15 protein-coding genes and 3 pseudogenes are annotated in these 20,852 nt (G+C 64.3%); 10 read left to right on the top strand and 8 right to left on the bottom strand.

Annotation, left to right across the window (positions count from 1 at the left end; all coding sequences use genetic code 11):
* Positions 1-140 precede the first annotated feature (140 nt).
* A complete protein-coding gene (locus FJ964_RS26080) occupies positions 141-1,631 on the bottom strand; it encodes an esterase-like activity of phytase family protein (RefSeq protein ID WP_140553144.1) in 1,491 nt (496 codons plus the stop codon).
* A 312-nt stretch (positions 1,632-1,943) separates the two neighbouring features.
* Between FJ964_RS26080 and FJ964_RS26085 the strand changes: the two genes are divergently transcribed.
* The 3 genes from FJ964_RS26085 to FJ964_RS26095 all read left to right on the top strand — a co-directional run bounded on the left by FJ964_RS26085 (position 1,944) and on the right by FJ964_RS26095 (position 6,359).
* Entirely contained in the window at positions 1,944-4,355 is a 2,412-nt protein-coding gene (locus FJ964_RS26085) for an FAD-dependent oxidoreductase (RefSeq protein ID WP_140553146.1), read from the top strand.
* A 12-nt stretch (positions 4,356-4,367) separates the two neighbouring features.
* Positions 4,368-5,921 carry a trimethylamine methyltransferase family protein gene (locus FJ964_RS26090; protein WP_140553147.1) on the top strand — a complete coding sequence of 518 codons (1,554 nt, stop codon included), beginning with the start codon at positions 4,368-4,370 and terminating at the stop codon, positions 5,919-5,921.
* Between the two features lie 123 nt (positions 5,922-6,044).
* Positions 6,045-6,359 (top strand): hypothetical protein, encoded by a 315-nt coding sequence (locus tag FJ964_RS26095; protein WP_140553149.1) that lies wholly within the window; start codon positions 6,045-6,047, stop codon positions 6,357-6,359.
* A 39-nt stretch (positions 6,360-6,398) separates the two neighbouring features.
* Here FJ964_RS26095 and FJ964_RS26100 read toward each other — a convergent pair whose 3' ends face one another.
* Complete coding sequence (locus FJ964_RS26100; RefSeq protein WP_140553150.1) at positions 6,399-9,059, bottom strand: UvrD-helicase domain-containing protein; 2,661 nt, start codon at positions 9,057-9,059, stop codon at positions 6,399-6,401.
* 182 nt (positions 9,060-9,241) lie between these two features.
* Here FJ964_RS26100 and FJ964_RS26105 point away from each other — a divergent pair, with 182 nt between their 5' ends.
* The gene (locus FJ964_RS26105; protein WP_140553152.1) at positions 9,242-11,557 is read left to right on the top strand and encodes a glucose/quinate/shikimate family membrane-bound PQQ-dependent dehydrogenase; all 2,316 of its coding nucleotides are present in this window, start codon (positions 9,242-9,244) and stop codon (positions 11,555-11,557) included.
* Between the two features lie 31 nt (positions 11,558-11,588).
* Here FJ964_RS26105 and FJ964_RS26110 read toward each other — a convergent pair whose 3' ends face one another.
* Positions 11,589-12,023 (bottom strand): hypothetical protein, encoded by a 435-nt coding sequence (locus FJ964_RS26110; protein ID WP_140553153.1) that lies wholly within the window; start codon positions 12,021-12,023, stop codon positions 11,589-11,591.
* 404 nt (positions 12,024-12,427) lie between these two features.
* On the opposite strand from FJ964_RS26110, the gene FJ964_RS26115 reads away from it, so the two are divergent.
* On the top strand, positions 12,428-13,327 hold the full coding sequence (locus tag FJ964_RS26115) for a dienelactone hydrolase family protein (RefSeq protein ID WP_140553155.1): 900 nt from the start codon (positions 12,428-12,430) through the stop codon (positions 13,325-13,327).
* A gap of 8 nt (positions 13,328-13,335) precedes the next feature.
* On the opposite strand, the gene FJ964_RS26120 is transcribed toward FJ964_RS26115, so the two are convergent.
* Positions 13,336-14,238, bottom strand: coding sequence for a DMT family transporter (locus tag FJ964_RS26120; RefSeq protein WP_140553156.1), 903 nt, complete (start codon positions 14,236-14,238; stop codon positions 13,336-13,338).
* An 89-nt stretch (positions 14,239-14,327) separates the two neighbouring features.
* Between FJ964_RS26120 and FJ964_RS26125 the strand changes: the two genes are divergently transcribed.
* Positions 14,328-14,807: an Lrp/AsnC family transcriptional regulator gene (locus FJ964_RS26125; protein WP_140553158.1), complete on the top strand. Its 480-nt coding sequence runs from the start codon at positions 14,328-14,330 to the stop codon at positions 14,805-14,807.
* Between the two features lie 58 nt (positions 14,808-14,865).
* On the opposite strand, the gene FJ964_RS26130 is transcribed toward FJ964_RS26125, so the two are convergent.
* Entirely contained in the window at positions 14,866-15,063 is a 198-nt protein-coding gene (locus tag FJ964_RS26130; RefSeq protein WP_013894716.1) for a hypothetical protein, read from the bottom strand.
* A gap of 254 nt (positions 15,064-15,317) precedes the next feature.
* Positions 15,318-15,797 carry a thioesterase family protein gene (locus FJ964_RS26135; RefSeq protein ID WP_140553160.1) on the bottom strand — a complete coding sequence of 160 codons (480 nt, stop codon included), beginning with the start codon at positions 15,795-15,797 and terminating at the stop codon, positions 15,318-15,320.
* A gap of 214 nt (positions 15,798-16,011) precedes the next feature.
* Between FJ964_RS26135 and FJ964_RS26140 the strand changes: the two genes are divergently transcribed.
* From FJ964_RS26140 to FJ964_RS26150, 3 genes are all read left to right on the top strand, one after another.
* Positions 16,012-17,427 (top strand): FAD-linked oxidase C-terminal domain-containing protein, encoded by a 1,416-nt coding sequence (locus FJ964_RS26140; protein ID WP_140553161.1) that lies wholly within the window; start codon positions 16,012-16,014, stop codon positions 17,425-17,427.
* Between the two features lie 198 nt (positions 17,428-17,625).
* Positions 17,626-18,255, top strand: a complete 630-nt coding sequence (locus FJ964_RS26145) for a glutathione S-transferase family protein (RefSeq protein WP_140553163.1) — start codon at positions 17,626-17,628, stop codon at positions 18,253-18,255.
* A gap of 107 nt (positions 18,256-18,362) precedes the next feature.
* Positions 18,363-18,884 carry a hypothetical protein gene (locus FJ964_RS26150; RefSeq protein ID WP_140553165.1) on the top strand — a complete coding sequence of 174 codons (522 nt, stop codon included), beginning with the start codon at positions 18,363-18,365 and terminating at the stop codon, positions 18,882-18,884.
* A gap of 55 nt (positions 18,885-18,939) precedes the next feature.
* On the opposite strand, the pseudogene FJ964_RS26155 reads toward FJ964_RS26150, so the two are convergent.
* A pseudogene (locus tag FJ964_RS26155) lies at positions 18,940-19,146 on the bottom strand (IS481 family transposase); the annotation flags it as partial.
* A 58-nt stretch (positions 19,147-19,204) separates the two neighbouring features.
* Positions 19,205-19,817, bottom strand: a pseudogene (locus FJ964_RS26160) (IS630 family transposase); the annotation flags it as partial.
* 92 nt (positions 19,818-19,909) lie between these two features.
* Between FJ964_RS26160 and FJ964_RS26165 the strand changes: the two are divergent.
* Positions 19,910-20,368, top strand: a pseudogene (locus FJ964_RS26165) (ISNCY family transposase); the annotation flags it as partial.
* Between the last annotated feature and the right edge of the window lie 484 nt (positions 20,369-20,852).

Consider the following 20,852-nt stretch of genomic DNA (forward strand, 5'->3'; position numbering starts at 1 on the left):
TTGAGTCCGGCACGCAGGATACCGCAGGGCCGACCGGGATGCACCTTTGCGAAAGGAGCGACGGCGGGCAAGGCATGCCGTCGTGCATCCGATCATGCTTGTCGGGCCGGAGGCGCCGCCAGGCGCCTCCGGTAAGATGCTTACTTCTTGGCGAGGCCGGGAAGCGTGACCTGATAGACAAGGAACATGGTGTCGACATCAGCACCGTCCTCGGCCTTGTAGGGCGCGCCGACCTGGAAGCCGTCCTGTGCAAGGAAGTCGTTGTCGTTGGCGACGAACAGGAAATAGTCGTCGGGCAGCTTCGGATCGAGCACGCTCGCCAGCGACATCGCTTCCCACTTCTCCGAGAGGTTGTCCTTGTCGTTGGGCGCGCCATTGTGCAGGCCGAAGCGGGCAAGCTCGGCCTTGTCGTTGATGTCGATGAACGGCGTCAGCCTTGCCGGCGTCACCGACGGATCGAGCATGCCCTTGGGCGCCACCGGCTTGTCGGCGGCATCGAAGGGACCGCCGGCGATGTCGGTCGCGCCGGAAAGGTCGACGATGTCGATCTTGCGATAGAGCGACTCGTCGCCCTTCAGGCCCTGGCCGTTGCCGCTGTCGCGCGCCAGCATCAGGAAAGCGGTATCCGACAGCGCCACGATCTCGCTTTGCGCAGCCACCTTGGTCTTGCCCTTGGGGTCCTTGAACACCGGCAGCGGCACGACGTATTCGTGCGCCAGCTTGAGATGGGCAAGATCGGAGGCGTCATAGACCAGCGCCCTGGTGTTCTGGCGTGTCGAGGCCGAATCACCGCCATCCTGCCGTGTTGCCGACTGCAAAACCGCGATCAGGAACTTGCCGTCCGGCGTCATTGCCATGCCTTCGAGGCCCTGATTGTTCTGGCGGCCGGTCTCGGGATCCTTTGGATCGGGTTCGGCAGCACCTGGGCCCGGATTGTCGGAAGCAAAATTGGCCGTGCCGTGGCGCATCGGCACGAGCGCGGCCGGGGGCTGGGTCGCCGACATCAGACGGCCGTCGGCGGAGAAGCGGTAGATGTCGGGACCGTATTCGTCCGAGACAAGCATAGTGCCGTCAGGCAGCCGCACAATCGCCTCGTTGTCGAGCGCGAGCTTGCCGTTGTCGGCCTGCGGCAGGACAGGCATGTCGCCAGCGGCGGGACGCACGCCGTTCAACGGGTCGAGACCGCTGGCGTCGGCACCCTTGTCGTCGGTCAGGAGCATGGTGTCAGCGAGCGTCGCCTTGAGACCGGTCTGCTCCTGGCCGGCTGTGGGCGCGGCACCTGGCGCCGCAGGGGCGAACTCGATGTTGATCGTGTTGAGGCGCGGCCGGTAGTCGGTGGTGCCGACGACGTTATAACCGCGGTCGGGCAGCAGCCAAAGCGAGCCCTTGTAGGTACCGGCATCATGCCTCCAGCCCGCGGTGTCGATCGACATGCCGGAACCGGAGCCGAAGGTCTCGCCGAACCTGTCGCGCTGGCCGGCCGGGATGCGGCCAACCCCCACAAGCCCCTTGTTGACGAAACTGTCGCCGCCGACGCTGGCCGAGCTGTCGGCGAAGGCGGGCAGCGAAACGGCCGAGGCCGCCAGCGCGGCGGCCAGCAGCCGCAACGAGAATAAGCGTAGATCCGTCATGGATATCCCCTTGATGACAAAGCGCCGGGACGGCGGAATTCTGAGGCTGCCTGGGGGCGGCGAGGCTGCCGCCCTGGAGGGCCGCTTGTGCCCTCGCCAAGCGGTCTAAGGCGCGAACATGATGCTTGCATGACAGTTGTTGGTGACGCATTCGCGTCGGCCCGCCGCGACGCTGCTGGGGAAGTGCGGCCGCGCCGAAAAATCGATCGTTCCGACACAGGTTCGACAGCGTCCAGGAGCTGTCCGTAGTACTAGACACTTATGTACAGTACGTATAGGGTGCCCGTTTCGGACAGTCCGGGGAGGGAAGCCTTGAGGTCTCATTACCGCGCAGTCGTCATCGGGGGAGGAGTGGTGGGCGCTTCGGTGCTTTATCACCTGGCGCGGTTCGGCTGGTCGGATGTGGCCCTGATCGAGCGCGCCGAATTGACGGCGGGCTCGACCTGGCATGCGGCGGCGGGGTTCCACGCGCTCAACGCCGATCCCAATGTCGCCGCGCTGCAGGATTACACCATCAACCTTTACCGTGAGATCGAGGCCGAATCCGGCCAGGACGTCGGCCTGCACATGACCGGCGGGGTCAACATCGCCAGCGATCCGGCGCGCTGGGAGTGGCTGAAATCGGCCTGGGCGGTATTCCAGTCGGTCGGCATCGAGACCGCCCGGCTGGTGACGCCTGACGAGATCAAGGCGATCTGCCCGATCGTCGATGTCACCGGGGTGCTCGGCGGCCTCTACGATTCCAACGAAGGCCATCTCGACCCCTACGGCACGACGCATGCATATGTCGGTGCCGCCAAGAAGCGCGGCGCCGACGTCATCCTGCGCAACCGCGTGGTCGAGCTGAAGGCGCGGGCCGATGGCCATTGGGGCGTGGTCACCGAGCAAGGCACCATCACCGCCGAGCATGTCGTGAATGCCGGTGGGCTGTGGGCCAAGCAACTCGGCCGCATGGCCGGGGTTGAGCTCCCGGTAACGCCGATGGAGCACCATTATTTCGTCACCGAGGACATTCCGGAAGTCGCTGCCCTCGACAAGGAGCTCGGCCTGGCCGTCGATCTCGACGGCTTTTCCTATCTGCGGCAGGAGCGCAAGGGCGTGCTGCTTGGCGTCTACGAGCAGAACCCGAAGCACTGGAACATGGACGGCGCGCCTTGGGATTACGGCATCGAGCTTATCCCCGAAGACATCGACCGCATCAGCCCGGAACTTGCCAAGGCGCATGAGCGCTTCCCTTGCCTGGCGACGGCAGGCATCCGCAAATGGGTCAACGGCGCCCTCACCTTCACCCCGGACGGCAATCCGATCGTCGGGCCGGTGCGCGGCCTGAAGAATTACTGGGTCGCCTGCGGCGTCATGGCCGGCTTCAGCCAGGGCGGTGGCGTCGGCAAATCGCTGGCCGAATGGATGATTTGCGGCGAGCCGCAGGCCGACATCTTCGGCATGGACATCGCCCGCTACGGCGCCTTCGCCGCGAACCGGGAATATCTCAGGCAGACCACGCGCCAGTTCTATTCTCGCCGTTTCGTCATGACCTTTCCCAACGAGCGGCTGCCGGCGGGCCGGCCGCTGAAGCGCCCCGGCGCCTATGACGGCATGAGTGCGGCCGGCTGCGAATGGACGGCCTCCTGGGGGCTGGAAATCCCCGCCTATTTCGCGCCGATGGGATTCCGCGAGGAGACGACGCTCGGGCGCTCCAACGCCTTCGACATCATCGGCGACGAGGCGCTGCAAGTCCGGCGCGCCGCCGGCCTCATCGATATCTCGGCCTATGCGCGCTACGCGATCTCAGGATCGGGCGCGGAGGCCTGGCTCGATAGGCTTCTGGTTTGCAGGCTGCCGAAGGTGGGACAGGCGAGACTGGCGCCGGTGCTCGGGCCGGACGGGCGGCTGAAGGGCGATCTTACCGTCTTCAACTGGGGCAATGGCGACTACTGGCTGATGGGCTCCTACTATCTGCGCGAATTCCACATGCGCTGGTTCGAAGCGCATGTGGCTGAAGGCGTTTGCGTCACCGATATTTCAGATGCGATGTCCGGCTTCCTGGTCACTGGTCCCAATGCCAGAAAGATCGTCGAGCGCACGACGCACCAGGACATCTCCTCCAAAGCCTTGCCATTCATGCCATGCGGCGAATTCGACATCGGCATGGTGGGGGCGCGGATGGCTCGCCTTTCGATCGCCGGCGAGCTCGGCTTCGAGATCAACTGCCCGGCCACCATGCATGCCACATTGCGCGAAACGCTGCTTGCCGCCGGTGAGGATCTCGGCCTCGCCGAAGTTGGCTATTACGCACTCAACGCGCTTCGGCTGGAAAAGAGCTTCGGCATCTGGTCGCGCGAATTCACGCAAGGCTACACGCCCGGCCAGACAGGGCTCGACCGCTTCATCGCCTTCGACAAGGGCGATTTCGTTGGCCGCGAGGCGGCGCTGAAGGAGCGCAAGCCGGGTGTTGGACGACGCATCGTGACGCTGGAAGTCGATGCCGTCGATGCGGACGCCAGCGGCTTCGAACCGGTCTGGCACGGCGCTCGGCGCGTTGGCTTCGTCACCTCCGGCGGCTTTGGCTACACGATCGGCAAAAGCGTCGCGCTGGCGTTGGTGGATGACGATTTTGCCGAGGAAGGAACGGCGCTTTGCGTGCACATTGTCGGCACCGAGCGGCCGGCGCGTGTCATTCCGGCTTCGCCTTACGATCCCTTGGGCAAGGCGATGCGGCAATGAGGAGGTTTCCGGATGATCGATGACGCAGCACGCGAAAGCAGGCGCGAGCGCCGACGGGGACGCATCGGCGAGGCCGGCAGCGAGAGCAGCCGCCGGCCCAATTACCGCTTGCTGAAGAACCCGTTCCTACCGCAGCCGATCTTTTCGGACGACCACGTCGCCTCGATCCACGATACGGCGCTGCGCGTGCTGGAAGAGCTGGGCATCAAAGTTCTGCTGCCGCAGGCGCGCGACCTGCTCGCCCGCGCCGGCGCCCTGGTCGACCCCGATACCGACATGGTGCGGATCGGCCGCGACATGGTGGCGGCCGCGCTGGCCTCGGCGCCGCGATCGATCCACGCTCATGCCGGCGCACGTGCCCGCGACCTGCCGCTCGAACTCGGCTCGATGACCTTCCTGGCGGGCTCCGGCGCGCCGAACGTCACCGATCTCGAGCGCGGCCGGCGGCCCGGAACGCTGGCCGCCTTCGAGGAACTCATCAGGCTGGTGCAGCATTTCGACGTCCTGCATATGCTGGGACCCTGCATCGAGCCGCAGGACATCGACAACCGTTTCCGTCACTACGCCGTCAACCGGGCGCAACTGACCCTTTCGGACAAGTTCCCGTTCGTGTTCGCGCGCGGCACTCCGCAGGTCGACGACAGCTTCGAGATGATCAGGCTGGCCCGCGGGCTGTCCGAAGACGAGTTTCGCTCGGGCGCCCATTGCTACACCGTCATCAACACCAATTCGCCGCGCCAGCTCGACATCCCGATGGCGCAAGGCATCATCGACTTCGCCAGAGCCGGGCAGGTCCTGATCATCACGCCTTTCTGCCTGGCGGGTGCGATGGCGCCGATCACGGTGGCCGGCGCGCTGACTTTGCAGCATGCCGAGGCGCTGGCCGGATTGACGCTGGCGCAGATCGTGCGGCCGGGCGCGCCTGTCGTCTACGGCTCCTTCTCCTCCAATGTCGACATGAAATCAGGCGCGCCGGCCTTCGGCACGCCGGAGCATATCAAGGCGACGCTGGGGGCCGGCCAACTGGCGCGCTTCACCGGCCTGCCGTGGCGTTCGGGCGGCGGCAGCGCGGCCAACATCTCCGATGCGCAGGCGGCGCATGAGACGCAGTTTGCGCTGTGGGGCTCGGTGCTGGCGGGCGCTACCGTGTGCATCCATGCCGCCGGCTGGCTGGAGGGGGGGCTGAGCGTTTCCTTCGAAAAGCTGGTCACCGACATCGAGGCGTTGCAGACGGTGGCTGAACTGTGCGTCGCCACGCCCGGCGACGACGATGCCATCGGCTTCGAGGCGATCGCCGAAGTGCAGCCCGGCGGCCATTTCTTCTCGGCAGGTCACACCATGGCGCGCTACCGCACCGCCTTCTACGAGCCGCTGGTGGCCGACTGGTCGAATTTCGGCAACTGGACGCAGACCGGTTCCAAGACCGCTACCGAACGCGCCACCGGCATCTGGAAGCGCATCCTCGCCGATTTCGAGCCGCCGGCGACGGCCATTGCCACATCAGCTGTGCTCGATGATTTCATCGCGCGCCGCACCGAAGAGGGCGGGGCGGCGCCGGTATCGTGAGATAGCTTGTTCCTTTCATCGTCCTGAATTGTGGAAGCGATCCGGAACCTGCTGCGCCTCTCATGCATTCATGGCACGGCCGGTGCCTGCTCGCGTTGCGAGCCATTGAGGGAGGACGACCACATGGGTTTCGACCAGTATCACGAACCGCCCGAAGAATTGTCGCAGGAGGTGCGGACCTTCGCCCGCATGATCACCTCGCTGATCGAGGAAGCGGAAGCGATCAGCTGGTACGAACAGCGCATGTCGGTGGAGAAGGACCCACAGGCCCGCGCCATCATGAAGAACGCGCAAGGCGAGGAGTTCAAGCATTTCGGCATGGACCTCGAATTCCTGCTGCGCCAGAAGACGGACTGGCGCGCGGAACTGAAGGAAATCCTGTTTACGACGGGCGATATCGTCAAGGCCGGCGAGGCCGGCGAGAAGAAGGTGGATTGAGGGCTTCGCCAATTCTACGGAAGAGCAGAAAGGCGTCTCTCACACGGCCGCGACAAACCCGTCCAGCACGCGTTTCTGGCCGGCCTTGTCGAAGTCGATGGTCAGCTTGTTGCCCTCGATGGCCGAAATGTTGCCGTTGCCGAATTTCTGATGGAAGACGCGATCGCCGACGTTGAAGGGGGACGGCTTATCGGCGACGGATTTGGCGACCAGCTCGCCGTCGATGGTGCGGCCCTTGACGCTCGTGCGGCCGGCGCCGTAGCCGGAATCGGTCTCGCCGTAGCCGATGCGCTCGACCTGGTGGCCGGAGCGCGAGCCCCAGTTGCGGTCGGTCGCCTCGGTGCGGTTCTGCTGCGCCCGTTGCCAGCCTGGCGTGGCGTAGCTGTTGGAGAAGGCGCCGGATTTTTCGGCACCGACATTGTCGAAGCGCGAGGCGCCATAGGGATTCTGGCGGCCGCCTCGGCCGGAAGCGAACGAGCCGCCGCCATAGGAATTGCCGTAGCCACCATAGGAGTTGCCGCTTTCGGCGACTTCGACATGGGTTTCAGGCAGTTCGTCGAGGAAGCGGGAGGGAATCGTCGATTGCCACAGGCCGTGGATGCGGCGGTTGGAGACGAACCAGATATGCAGGTTCTTCTTGGCGCGGGTGACGCCGACATAGGCCAGCCGGCGCTCTTCCTCCAGGCCGGAACGGCCGCCTTCGTCCAGCGCGCGCTGGTGCGGGAACAGGCCTTCCTCCCAGCCCGGCAGGAAGACGGTTTCGAATTCGAGGCCTTTGGCCGAATGCAGCGTCATGATGTTGACGGCGTCGAGTTCGGCGTTCTGCTCGGCATCCATGACCAGCGCGACATGTTCGAGGAAGGAGCGCAGTGATTCGTACTCTTCCATGGAGCGAATCAGCTCCTTCAGGTTCTCCAGCCGGCCGGGCGCCTCGACCGAACGGTCGTTCTTCCACATGTCGGTGTAGCCGCTCTCTTCCAGGATGGTCTCGGCGAGTTCTGTGTGCGGCGTGGTTTCCAGCGCCTTCTGCCAGCGTTCGAAATTGGCCGCGACCTCGCGCAATGCGGCGCGCGGCTTGGGCTTCAACTCGTCGCTCTCGGCGAGCTTGCCGGCGGCTTCCAGCATCGGCACGCGCAGCGCCCGCGCCGTGTCGTGGATCTGACGGATGGTGGTTTCGCCGAGGCCGCGCTTGGGTACATTGACGATCCGCTCGAAGGCGAGATCGTCGGCGCCTTGCGCGACGACGCGGAAGAAGGCAAGCGCGTCACGGATCTCCATGCGCTCATAGAAGCGCGGGCCGCCGATGACGCGGTAGTTGAGGCCGAGCGTAACGAAACGGTCCTCGAATTCGCGCATCTGGAAGGAGGCGCGCACCAGGATGGCCATGTCGTTGAGATTGTGCTTCTGGCGCTGATAGGCCTCGATGGTTTCGCCGACGGCGCGCGCTTCCTCCTCGGAATCCCAGGCGGCGTGGACGTTGACCTTGCCGTCCTCGGGATCGTCGCGATCGGTGAACAGCGTCTTGCCGAAGCGGCCCTCATTGTGGGCGATGAGGTGCGAAGCGGCGCCGAGGATATGCGCGGTGGAACGATAATTGCGCTCCAGCCGGATGATGGTGGCGCCCGGAAAATCCTTGTCGAAGCGCAGGATGTTGTCGACCTCCGCGCCGCGCCAGCCATAGATCGACTGGTCGTCGTCGCCGACGCAGCAGATGTTGACTTTGTTTTCGCTCACGGGCTGTTCCGCGCCTGCCGGCGCGGGCCCTCCGCGCGGGCCTCGCACAGACTCGGACGCCCGGTCGGGCTTGCGGCCTTCGACCGATCGCAGATCGGTCGATGTTAACGTCGACGAACGCCCAGCGTGCGGCCGCTGCGCCAGCAAGCGCAGCCACATGTATTGCGCGGTGTTGGTGTCCTGGTACTCGTCGACGAGGATGTATCTGAACCGCTTGTGATACTCCTTCAGCACGTCCGGATTGGCGCGGAAGATGCGGATCGGGTGGCAGAGCAGATCGCCGAAATCGCAGGCGTTCAGCGTCTGCAGGCGCTCCTGATAGGCCCTGTAGAGCTCGCGGCCCTTGCCGTTGGCGAAACTGCGCGCATCGCCCTCGGCGATATCGGCCGGGCCTTGTCCCTTGTTTTTCCAGCCGTCGATCATCTGCGCGAACTGCTTGGCCGGCCAGCGCTTGTCGTCGAGGCCCTCGGCCTGGATCAATTGCTTGATCAGCCGCACGACGTCGTCGGTGTCGAGAATGGTGAAGTCAGATTTCAGCCCGGCAAGCTCGGCGTGCCTGCGCAGGAGCTTGACGCCGATCGAGTGGAAGGTGCCGAGCCAGGGCATGCCCTCGACATTGCCTTCGCCGATCAGGATGCCTATGCGCTGCTTCATCTCGCGCGCGGCCTTGTTGGTGAAGGTCACGGCCAGGATCTGCGAGGGGAAGGCTTTTCCGGTCGCCAGGATGTGGGCGATGCGGGTGGTCAAGACGCGCGTCTTCCCGGTGCCGGCACCGGCCAGCACCAGAACCGGCCCTTCGGTGGTTTCCACCGCCAGCCGCTGCTCGGGGTTCAATCCCTTGAGATAGTCGGGCGCGTTGTTGTGGCCGCTGCGGGCAGCCATGGCGCGCGCGGCGATACCCGACGGGGCGGTAGGCCGCGCATCGGGTTCATCGAAAAAGGGCATGTCTTCGGAAAAGCCGGACATCGCCCCCGAATGTAGTGATTCGGTGAAGAAAGACCAGAACTGTCTACGTTTTGTTCCACCCCTGATTGTTCCCGGCCTGCTTGACAGGCAGGGCGGGTGGGAGAAAGCTGGGCAAAGGGCAGGGAGGGGATCCTGTTGCCCATAGCCGCCTCGAGGCGCGCAACAGTCGAAGGAGTATCATCTTGGCTGTCACCATCACCTCCCTCATTCTCCTCCTCATCGGCCTCGCGCTTGGCGCCGGCGGCATCTGGTTGGCTTCACTGGGAGGTAGCTGGTACTACATCATATCAGGCATCGCCTTCCTCATCGCCGCATGGCTGCTCTACCGGCGCAGATCCACCGCGCTCTGGCTCTACGCCGCGATCGTGCTGGGCACGCTTGCCTGGGCGGTCTGGGAAATCGGCTTCGACTGGTGGGAACTCGGGCCGCGCGGCGGCATCATCGTGCTCGTCGCGTTGTGGCTGCTGACGCCGTGGGCGAGGCGGGGCCTTGTTGGTCCCGATGGCCGCGCGCCGCTCATTCTCGCGGTGTTGGCGTCGCTGGCGGTCGCCGGCTATTCAATGACGACCGATCCCAAGGGTATTGCCGGCAATCTCAACACCGACAAGGTGACCCCGGCGGCCGATCTCGGCGGCGACGTACCTGCCGGCGAATGGCACTTCTACGGCCGCACGCCCTATGGCCAGCGCTATTCGCCGCTCGACCAGATCACGCCGGAGAATGTCGCCAACCTGCAGCCGGCCTGGACTTATCGCACCGGCGACGTGAAGGGTCCTGACGATGTCGGCGAGACCACCTATCAAGTGACGCCGCTGAAGATCGCCGATACGCTCTACATCTGCACGCCGCACAATTTCGCCATCGCCATCGACGCCGCCACGGGCAAGGAGAAGTGGCGCTACGATCCCCAGGTCAAGCTCGACAAGGACCGCCAGCACCAGACCTGCCGCGGCGTCTCCTATTACGCCGACGCCAAGATCGGTGCCGGGCAGCCTTGCGCCGCGCGTGTCTACCTGCCGACTTCGGATGCGCGGCTGATCGCGCTCGACGCCGCCAACGGTCAGGTCTGTCCGTTTTTTGCCGAAGGCGGCACGCTGAACCTTCTGACCGGCATGCCTTATCCCAAGTCCGGCTATTACTATTCGACCTCGGCGCCGCTGATATCGGGCGGCAAGATCATCGTCGGCGGCGCGGTCAACGACAATTATTCCACGCAGGAGCCCTCCGGCGTCATCCGCGCCTTCGATGCCTCCACGGGCGCGCTGATCTGGAACTGGGATTCCGGCAATCCCGACCAGACCACGCCGCTCGCGGCAGGCCAGACCTACACCGCCAATTCGCCCAACATGTGGTCGACGCCGAGTGCCGACGAAAAGCTCGGCCTGCTCTACATACCGCTCGGCAACCAGACGCCGGACCAGCTCGGCGCCGGCCGCAGCGCCAATGTCGAGAAATTCTCCTCCTCGATCACCGCGCTCGACCTCAATACGGGGCAATTGAAATGGGTGCGCCAGACCGTGCACCATGACCTGTGGGACATGGACGTGCCGGCGCAGCCGAGCCTTGTCGACATCACCAAGGCCGACGGCACGGTCGTGCCGGCGCTGGTGGGGCCGACCAAGCAGGGCGACCTCTATGTGCTCGACCGGCGCACCGGCGAGCCGGTCATCCCGGTCAAGGAAGTGCCGGCGCCCGGCGGCGCCATCGAAGGCGACCACACATCGCCCACGCAGCCGGTGTCGGACCTTTCCTTCAATCCGCCGCCGCTGACCGATGCCGACATGTGGGGCATCACCATGTTCGACCAGCTGGCGTGCCGGATCGCGTTGCACAGGCTGCGCTACGAGGGCCGCTACACGCCGCCGTCGCTGCAGGGCACGCTGGTCTATCCCGGCAATTTCGGCGTCTTCAACTGGGGCGGCGTGGCGGTCGATCCGGTCCGGCAGGTGCTGTTCGGCATGCCGACCTATCTCGCCTTCACCTCCAGGCTTGTGCCCCGTGCGGACGTGCCGCCGCCAGGCGACAGCAAGGGCAGCGAGCAGGGGCTGAACCGCAATGACGGCGCCCCCTATGCGGTGGTGATGGGACCGTTCCTGTCGCTGCTCGGCATTCCGTGCCAGGCGCCGCCATGGGGCTATGTCGCCGGCGCCGATCTCAGGACCGGCCAGATCGTCTACAAGCACAGGAACGGCACGGTCTACGACATGACGCCGCTGCCTTTGCCGTTCAAGGTCGGCGTGCCCGGCATTGGCGGGCCGATGATCACAGCCGGCGGGGTGGCTTTCCTCGGCGCCGCGGTCGACGACTACCTGCGCGCCTACGACCTGACCTCAGGCAGACAGCTCTGGCAGGCGCGCCTGCCAGCCGGCGGACAATCTACGCCGATGACCTATACGGTGGCTGACGGGCGCCAGTTCGTGGTCATAGTCGCCGGCGGCCATGGCTCGGTCGGCACCAAGCCGGGCGATTATGTGATGGCGTACGCGCTGCCGAAGTAGGAATGGCGCGCGGTCCCCGCAGGACCGCGGCCTAGCTGATTCCGAGATGGCTCTTCAGGCTGGGCACCGAGCCGAGCACTTCATTGGTGAGGTCAGGGCCGGCGGCGGCTTCGGCCTGCTGGATCAGCGTGGCGCCGGCCTGCCTGATCTGCGCCATGTCGAGGCCGGAGGCCTTGAGCGCGGCGACGCCGTTGATCAGTGCGCCGGCCTTTTCGCCGAGAACACCGCCCAGCGCGCCTTGCAAGGAGGACAGCAGGCCGCCACCGCCGGCCGCGCCGGCGGCCATGACGTCGTATTGGCGGGCGAGATCGTCTGCGCCGGGAATCTTGGCAAAGAAACCCGAGACGTTGGTGCCTTCCGCCTCGTGCTCCAGCACCGAGAAGATGGTGCCGACGACTTTCTCTGTCGTTGCGTGGTCGAGGCCCGCCTTTTGCGAGACGGTGTTGACGATATCCTGGACGTTCATGGTCTCACCTCAAATTTGGGATTTCGGGTCCGTGCGGCGGTCCTTGCCGATGCGAAACTCGATCATCGACCGCCCTGCCTGCGTCCACAAGCCTGAAGCGTAATGCCTGAGCGGCAGCCAGGGCAAGGACGAACGCGCTGGTGAGGATCGGCATGATCATCGGCGGCGCTCCTTCTGGTCGGGACGGGATGGCACGGCGCATCGGTAGCACGCAGCTTCCCTTATTGTTGTGGCAGGTGCCTGCAGGATCCATGGCGATGACCAAAAAGTGATGGGGTGGGCGCCGGCATTGCCGGCTTCACCGGCTGCGGCCAATGCTCGTCGCCGCGCCCATCCAGGCTGGACCGGGCCAGCCGCGCTCCTATGTAGCTCCGGTATTGAAGCTTGAGGCCGAGGAATGCGCCATGACCAAAGCAGCCGCCACGACACCAGCAAAGCCTGGGATCACCCAGGCGATGATCGACGCCTATGACGAATACACGCATCTGACACTCGATCGCCGCCGCTTCATGGAGCAACTGACCCGGCTTGCCGGGTCAGGGGCGGCGGCCGCGGCGATCGCACCGATGCTGGCGGCGAATTCCGCCCAGGCGGCCATCGTCGCCGAGAACGATCCCCGCGTGAGAGGCCAGGACATCACCTATCCCGGGGCCGGCGGCGAGATGAAGGCCTATCTGGTCAGGCCGGCGGATCAGGCGGGCAAGCTCGGCGCCGTCATCATCATCCACGAGAACAGAGGACTCAACCCGCATATACGCGACATCGCCCGGCGCGTGGCGCTGGAGGGCTTCGTGGCGCTCGCTCCGGATTTCCTGTCGCCGCTCGGCGGCACGCCCGCCGACGAGGACAAGGCGCGCGACATGTTCACCAAGCTGGATCCGGCGCGGACCGTTGCCAATGGCGTCGCGACGGTGGCTTTCCTCAAGGCCGACAAGGACGGCAATGGCAAGGTCGGCGCCGTCGGCTTCTGCTGGGGCGGCGGCACGGCCAACATGCTCGCCGTCAACGCGCCTGACCTGGCGGCAAGCGTCGCCTATTACGGCATGCAGCCGAAGGCCGCGGACGTGTCCAAGATAAAGGCGGCGCTGCTGCTGCACTATGCCGGGTTGGACGAACGCACCAATGCCGGCATCGCCGCCTTCAAGAAGGAACTCGATGCCGCGCATGTCGAATACACGGTCTATGTCTATGAAGGCGCCAATCACGCCTTCAACAACGACACTTCGGCAGCGCGCTATGACAAGAAGGCGGCTGATCTCGCCTGGGGCCGGACCGTCGCCTTCCTGAAGGAGAAACTGGCTTAGCGCAGGACCTACTGCGTGCTCGCCGGCCTGTGCAAGGCAACGCCGGCCACCACCAGCGCAATACCGATGCAGTCGCTGATGCCGGGGATCTGGCGCAGCACCAGCATGCCGATCAGCGTCGCCGTGACGGGCAGCAGCGACAGCATCAGCGCGAAGCTCGACCGCGGCAGCCGCGCCATGGCGAGTTGATCGCAGATATAGGGGATAACCGAGGAGCAGATGCCGACGCCGATGGCCGCCAGCAGCAGCGGCGCCGAGAAAAAGGCGGGCAACGCGTCGGTGAAGCCGATCGGCAGCACGACCAGGAAGGCCACGGCCATGGCGGCGCCGAGCCCGGCAATGCCGCCGCCGGCGCCTGAAGCGGCGACGCGGTGGCCGAGCACGATATAGCCCACAAAGAGCGCGCCGTTGAGGAAGGCCCAGAACAGACCGATGGAATCGCTGGACCATTTGACGTCGATCAGCAGCAAGGTGCCGGCCACGGCGACAGCAAGGGCAGCGAGATTGCGCGCGCTTCGGAGGCCGACCAGCGCGACGCCGATGGTGCCGACGAATTCGATCGCGGCCACCAACGAAATCGGCAGGCGGTCGAGCGCCAGATAGAAGGAGCAGTTCATCACTGCCAGACAGGCGCCGAAGGCGAGCAGCAGCAGCCGTGTCGACCGATCGGCCTGGGCGAAGGTTCGCCACGGACGCGTCAGCGGCGCGAAGATCAACGCGGCTGTGGCGATGCGCAGCCAGGCCATGCCAAGCACGCCGATCTGCGCAAACAAAAGCACGGCGAAGGCAGGGCCGAGATAGTGGAAGACGGCGCTGACGCAGAACCAGACATGCGGCGGCAGCGATGTCGCCAGGTTGGTAAAGGCCGCACCTGCGGTGCGCGTGGTTTGGACTTGCGCCCGATCGTTCATCGGATCAGTATCACAGGCAATTTTTTCGGTTCATATGGCTAGTGATCGTTCAGAAGTCTCGATTGCTTTCGACATGCAAGGAGTTTTCGATGAAGCGCCTTCGAAACGAAAATCTCAATCTCGATGCCGTCGACCTGAAGATCCTGCGCCTGCTGGAAAAAGATGCGCGCGCCAGCACGGCCGAACTGGCGCGCGCCGTCGGCCTGTCGGCGCCGAGCGTAGCCGAGCGCATCAAGCAGCTTCAGGAGAGCGGCGTCATCGAAGCCTATTGCGTGCGGATCAATCCGGCGGCGCTTGGCCTGAACCTGTCGGCATGGCTGCGCATCAGGCCGGTGCCGGGGCAGCTCGCCGTCGTGGCCGAGATCATCCGCGACCTGCCCGAGATCGCGCAATGCGACCGGGTAACCGGCGAGGACTGTTTCATCGCGCTGGCGCATGTCGGCTCGGTGGCCGAACTCGAGCGGGTGATCGACCGCATCATTCCCTACGCGATGACCAACACGGCGATCATCCAGTCATCCCCGGTGGTGGCGCGCTCGCCGCTGGCGGCGATCAGGCGGCTGGATTGACCGGCGCAACAGATCAATTGCCCGGCGGTGAAGCAGGTGGCCGCTCGACTCGCCGCCGTCAGGCGTGGCCGCGCTTCAGGCGAGCGCGCTTCAAGATGCTGCGCCAGCGGATCATGTCAAAGGGGATCGGCTCGTTGTTATTGGCGATGTGGAAGATCTCGTTGTCGACGTTCTTCAGCGAACGCCAGAAATCATAGTCGGTTATGCGTGGATCCGCGGCTAGCCTGTCCACCTCGACCTTGATGTCGGTTTTCATGCACTTACCTCGAATCGGCTTCGCCCCGCCGCCCGTAGAACGACCCTGTGCGGACGTTTTCGAACGCTCCGCTGAGTCGTTCAACGGCTCAAATGGCTTGTTCCCGTTAAAACCTCGGTAAGGTTAACGCGGGCAGGAGGCTGCTTCAACCACTGGCGCTCGCCGATTTGAAGGTTCGACGATTTTGGCTTGTCGGTGTGGCTTTGAAGCCCAGGTCCGGTCCGTCCGGGAACGAGGTGGACGTCGATTTCGACCTATTTGCGCCTGATGCCGATCGAGCGGCCGGCGCGTTCGGGCATCGGCAAGGCTGCGTGAGCGGCGCGCATCGCTTCGATCTTGGCCAGCACGTCGGCGGGGAAGGGGGCTACCTTGGGCCCGGACATGTCGACATGCAGTGCAAGCTGCTCGGACGTGGCGGCGAGCCAGCCGTCGGCATGGCGGATTTCCTGATAGAACCGCAACCGCTTCTCGTCATGGTCGATGAGCTGGAACGAGACTGTGACGTTGTGGTCGAGATGCAGTTCCTGCACGTAGCAGACATGGACTTCGGCGGTGTAGATGGTGAGGCGGCGGTTCTTGACATAGTCCAGCCCCATGCCCATCGCCTCGAAGGCTTCATCCGAACAGCGGTCGAACAGGACGTTGTAGTAGGCCATGTTGAGATGGCCGTTATAGTCGATCCAGTCCTTCTCGATAGCCATTGGCTGAGAAACAAAAGGGGCGGGGATCGGCATGGCAACTTCCTTGTTGTGGTGCTGGACAGAGCGTGGTTGTGAGAGCGGTTCATCGTTTCACGGAAACGCCGGACCGCCTCTTGATACAATTCTCTAGGGAAAGCGCTAGGCGCTTTTCCCGGGAAAACCGCTTCACACTTTTCCTGGAATTGCGTTAGGCATCATCCATAAATGCATGACAAGCATGGACACTGGTCCATTCGCGGAGAAATTCATGGCCCTGAGCGACCTCAATCCGGTCGAGCGCAACGAAGATGGCATCGCCGCCGTGCTCGGTATCCTCAAGCAGCGATTTGGCGAGCGCTTTCAGACCGGCGAGGCGATCCGCTCCCAGCATGCGCATACGACCACCTACATCCCGACGCAGGCGCCGGACGGCGTCGCCTTCCCGGAAACGACCGCCGAGGTGCAGGAGATCGTGCGCGCCTGCGCGGCGCACCGCGTGCCGGTGATCGCCTTCGGCGTCGGCTCCTCGCTCGAAGGCCATACCAACGCGCCGGGCGGCGGCATCTCGGTCGACACGTCGCGGATGAACCGGATCCTATCGGTCAATCCGCAGGATCTCGACTGCACGGTCGAGCCCGGGGTGACGCGCGAGGATCTCAACCGGCATCTGCGCGACACCGGTCTGTTCTTCCCGATCGATCCCGGCGCCAATGCCTCGCTGGGTGGCATGGCGGCGACACGGGCCTCAGGCACCAACGCTGTGCGCTACGGCACGATGCGCGAGAACGTGCTGTCGCTGACGGCCGTCATGGCCGATGGCGAGGCGGTGACGACCGGCAAACGGGCGAAAAAAAGCTCCGCCGGCTACGATCTGACGCGGCTGCTGGTCGGTTCGGAAGGCACGCTCGGCGTCATCACCTCACTGACATTAAGGCTGCAAGGGATTCCGCAGGCGATTTCCGGTGGTGTCTGTCCGTTTCCGAGCGTCGAAGCGGCATGCAACGCCGTCATAGCGACGATCCAGATGGGAATTCCGGTGGCGCGCATCGAACTGGTCAATGCGCTGCAGATGCGGGCGATGAAGACTTACTCCAAGCTCGATTACCCGGAAAGCCCGTGCCTGTTCGTGGAGTTCCATGGCAGCGATGCAGGCGTTGCCGAACAGGCCGAGACCTTCGGCATGATCGCCGAGGAAAATGGCGGCGGACCCTTCCTGTGGACCAGCGTCGCCGAGGAGCGCACCAAACTTTGGAAGGCCAGGCATGACGCCTATTGGTCGTCGCTGACGCTACGGCCAGGCGCCAAGGGCCTGTCGACCGACGTCTGCGTTCCGATCTCGCGTTTTGCCGAATGCGTCACCGAAACCGAGGCCGACATCGCCGAAATGGGGCTTGTCGCGCCGATCGTCGGCCATGCCGGCGACGGCAATTTCCACGTCCTGGTGCTGATGGACGTGAACGACCCGAAGGAAATCGCGCTGTCGGAAAAGTTCGTGGCGCGGCTCAATATGCGGGCCATCGCCATGGAGGGCACCTGCACCGGCGAGCATGGCATCGGCCAGGGCAAGATCGGCTTCCTGCGCCATGAGCTTGGCCATGGCGTCGACATCATGCGCACGATCAAGCAGGCGCTCGATCCGCTTGATATCATGAACCCGGGTAAGATCCTGCCGGCCGCGGGATAGGGACGAGTTTCGGCAAAAGTGGACCGCGGACATCGGTCGAGTTGCCGACGAATTGCCTAAAGGATCGCAGGCCTGCCGTTTGACGTGCGTGACCAGGTCTCATTTTCCCGCCCTTCCAGCGAATGCGCAAGAATCGGAATGCGCTTGTCGCGGACAAGGTGCAGAACACGATCCTCTCATCGGGGAAAGGGATCACCCATGCTGACGCTTTATGACTATCTGCCTTCGCAGAATGGCTGGAAGGTGCGTGTTCTGCTCGGGCTGCTCAAAATCCCGCATGAGACGCGCATCGTCTCGATTTTCGAGGGCGAGAGCCGCACCGACGCCTTCCTTGATCTCAACCCGGCTGGGGCCGTTCCCGTTCTCCAGCTCGAGGACGGTCGCACCATCGCCGAGTCGAATGCGATCCTCGCCTATCTCGCCGAAGGTACGCGCTTTCTTCCAGCGGACGGGTATGAGCGCGCGAAGGTCATGCAGTGGCTGTTCTTCGAGCAATATCATGTCGAGCCGGTCATCGGCTCTCTGCGCTTCTGGACATTGACCGGGCGGCTCGAACGCAACCAGGGCATGGTCGCGGCAAAACGGGAAGCCGGCACCCGCGCGCTCGACGCGCTGGACCGCAGCCTCGCCGAGACCGCATTTCTTGTCGGGAAGCAGCTGTCGATCGCCGATATCGCGGTTTATGCGTACGGCCATCGGGCCGAGGATTGCGGTTTTTCGCTCACAGATTACCCGGCATTCGAGGCGTGGCTGGGGCGCGTACGAGCTGCCATCGGTGCGGACTATCCCGTGTATCCCTACAGTGTCGACGCCCATTCCGGTGCCTGAGAGGGAGCCGCCAGCGCAGATCGTCTTGACCGCGCCGGCATTCGGGCCGAGACTCCGTGCGCGGGAGGTCTGAACGAGACGGGCAACCCAAGCGGAGGAGTGGTGTCATGGCGATTTCACGCAAGGAAGAAGCGCGCGCGCTGAGTGCCGACGAACACGAACTGGTGGAGAAATCGCACCATCCGGCGGTCCAGGACCTTTCCGACGCGGATCTGTCCGGCCTCGTCAAACGCCTGCGGGAGCGGCGCGACAAGGCGCAGACCGAGGCGCATCGACGCCGGCGCGAAATCCGGGGCAAGGGCACACCGAAAGGGGCTGTCGCTTCAAAGGCCGACAGCGGCTCGCAGGTGAAGCTTGCGGTGCTGGCGATGGCCATGCGGCGGCTGAATGGCGAGGCCGAACGGCGCCGCCAGTTGACGGCGCGGATTTCATTGGTCGACAGCGCGCGCAAGGCGCTGGCCCTGAAACAGAAAGCGCCGACGGACGGTCCAGCGTTCAACGCGCGCACCGCCCATAAGGGCATGCGGGCCGTGCCAAACCAGAGGACGCCGAATCTGGTTCGGCCGGCCGAGCTCGGCCGACAACGCAAGGCGGCCAAGGTGGCGCAGGCAAAGCGCAACGCGCGTTGAATTCGCACTGATGACGCCGATGATCGCGTCAGATGCGGGATCGTCGGCTGCAGCGCTCCTCCTCGACGGAAAGAACCGTCGACCGCGGCTCTTTCGGCCCCGTCAGAAGGTCGGCTGTTGAGGTCCGCTCCCGCCACTTCGCGACAGTCTTCTGGTTGATCCGGTAGCGCTTGGCTAGGGCTCTCAGGCTCTCTTGACTATGTTGTATCGCTCGACGGACCGCCTCTGTCGTCGTGGCGCTCCCATGGAGAACCTGGCCCATAGTGCCTCCTTCGATTCGGAGGATAAGGATGCCCCATCAAAGCCTGGGATCAAACATGGCCGTTGATCGGCCCGTCGAAGACGCAAGGTGCAGTCAGCCGATCGCAGCGCAGCGCTCCAAGGAAGGTCAGCGTGCGCCAATGGCCATGCGGAGCCAAGCCGCGCAGGCGATTGCCCTTCGGCCCCCAGCCTCGCAGCGGCGCCATGTTGGTCTTGATCCAGGTCTCGTCGATGAAGACTAACCGTCTCGGGTCGAGGTCGATCTGCCAGGATCGCCAGCGTTGACGCCGCCGCGCGACGTCGGCGCGAGCCTGCTCAAGAGCGAACAGTGTTTTTTTTGAAGCTTAGGCCCTCGCGCCGCAGGAACCGCCACACCGCGTCGTGCGACACCTTCACACCACGCGCCGCAAGCTCATCCTTCAGGCGATGCAGCGACAGATGCGGCGTTTGGTTGATCCGCTCTGCGATGAAAGCCCGGTGTGGCTCCAAGACACGCTTGCGGTGACCGCCCATCTTACCAGGCGCGACAGAACCGGTCTCCCGATAGCGCTGCGACCACTTCACCGCCGACGACACCGCTATGCCAAAGCGAGCAGCCACCGATCGGCAGCTTTCGCCGGCCTCAACCGCCGCAACAAGCTCACGAAGATCATTCGAAAGAGCTCGCGTCATCCGATGCTGGCCTCCGATCCAGCCAGCATCTTGAATCACAAATCAGCCCAAACGGGAATCCCAGCCGATTCAGTCAATGCCTGAACCGCTCTAAATGCGCCCTGCTCGTTTACATCGACGACGCGACGGGCAGGCTGCTGCATCTGCGCTTTGCTGGTTCCGAGAACACGTTCGACTACTTGATCGCCACCAAGGCGTATTTGCAGGAATGGGGCAAGCCGATCTCCTTCTACAGCGACAAGCATGGCGTCTTTCGCACGACGCATGGTTCGGAGAAGGATCGAACGAGTGGCCTGACGCAGTTCGGTCGCGCGCTCTACGAGTTGAACATCGACATCATCTGCGCCAACACTTCGCAGGCCAAAGGCAGAGTCGAACGCGCCAATCAGACGCTGCAGGACCGGCTTGTGAAGGAACTGCGCCAGGGCGGCATCAGCACGATCGAGGCGGTCAATGCCTATGCGGCCGAGTTCGCCGCCGATTTCAATGCCCGTTTCGGCAAGGAACCACGCAGTCCGAAGGATATGCATCGCCTCCTCGCCGATTCGCAGAGCAAGTGAGCGCCAGGTCGAAATATTCAACCGGCTGGGGCAAGCAAGGGCATGAGCGAAACCGAAAAATGACGCCGCACATGGCCGGGCGCCACGATAACTCGACAAACGCCCGCGGCGACCATCTTGAGTGCCCGAGCGACTGTCCCGTCGCACTTTTGCTTGCAGTCGGCGCAACTATCGACGTAGGTTCCGCGCCGTGAGGTGATTTATCGGCTTGGATGTAGGGCGGCGGATGTCAAACAGCAGAGATTTGTTTTTATTCGCGCCGCCTTTTCTACTTGCGGGTGTCTCATGTCTGGCTTTGGTCGATCTCGCGTCGTCTCCCGCATGGGCCGGCGGTGGGGCTGGCGGCACGGGCAGGGGCTGGTATCTGACGAGTGGCGGCGCAGGCTATACCGGCAATCCCGGTACCTATGGGCTCGGCTCTGCAGGTGGCGGGGGTGGCGGCGCGGGTGGCGGCGCTGGCGGTGCCGGTGGTATC

It is taken from the genome of Mesorhizobium sp. B2-3-2 (genome assembly GCF_006442295.1).
Classification (GTDB): Bacteria; Pseudomonadota; Alphaproteobacteria; order Rhizobiales; family Rhizobiaceae; genus Mesorhizobium.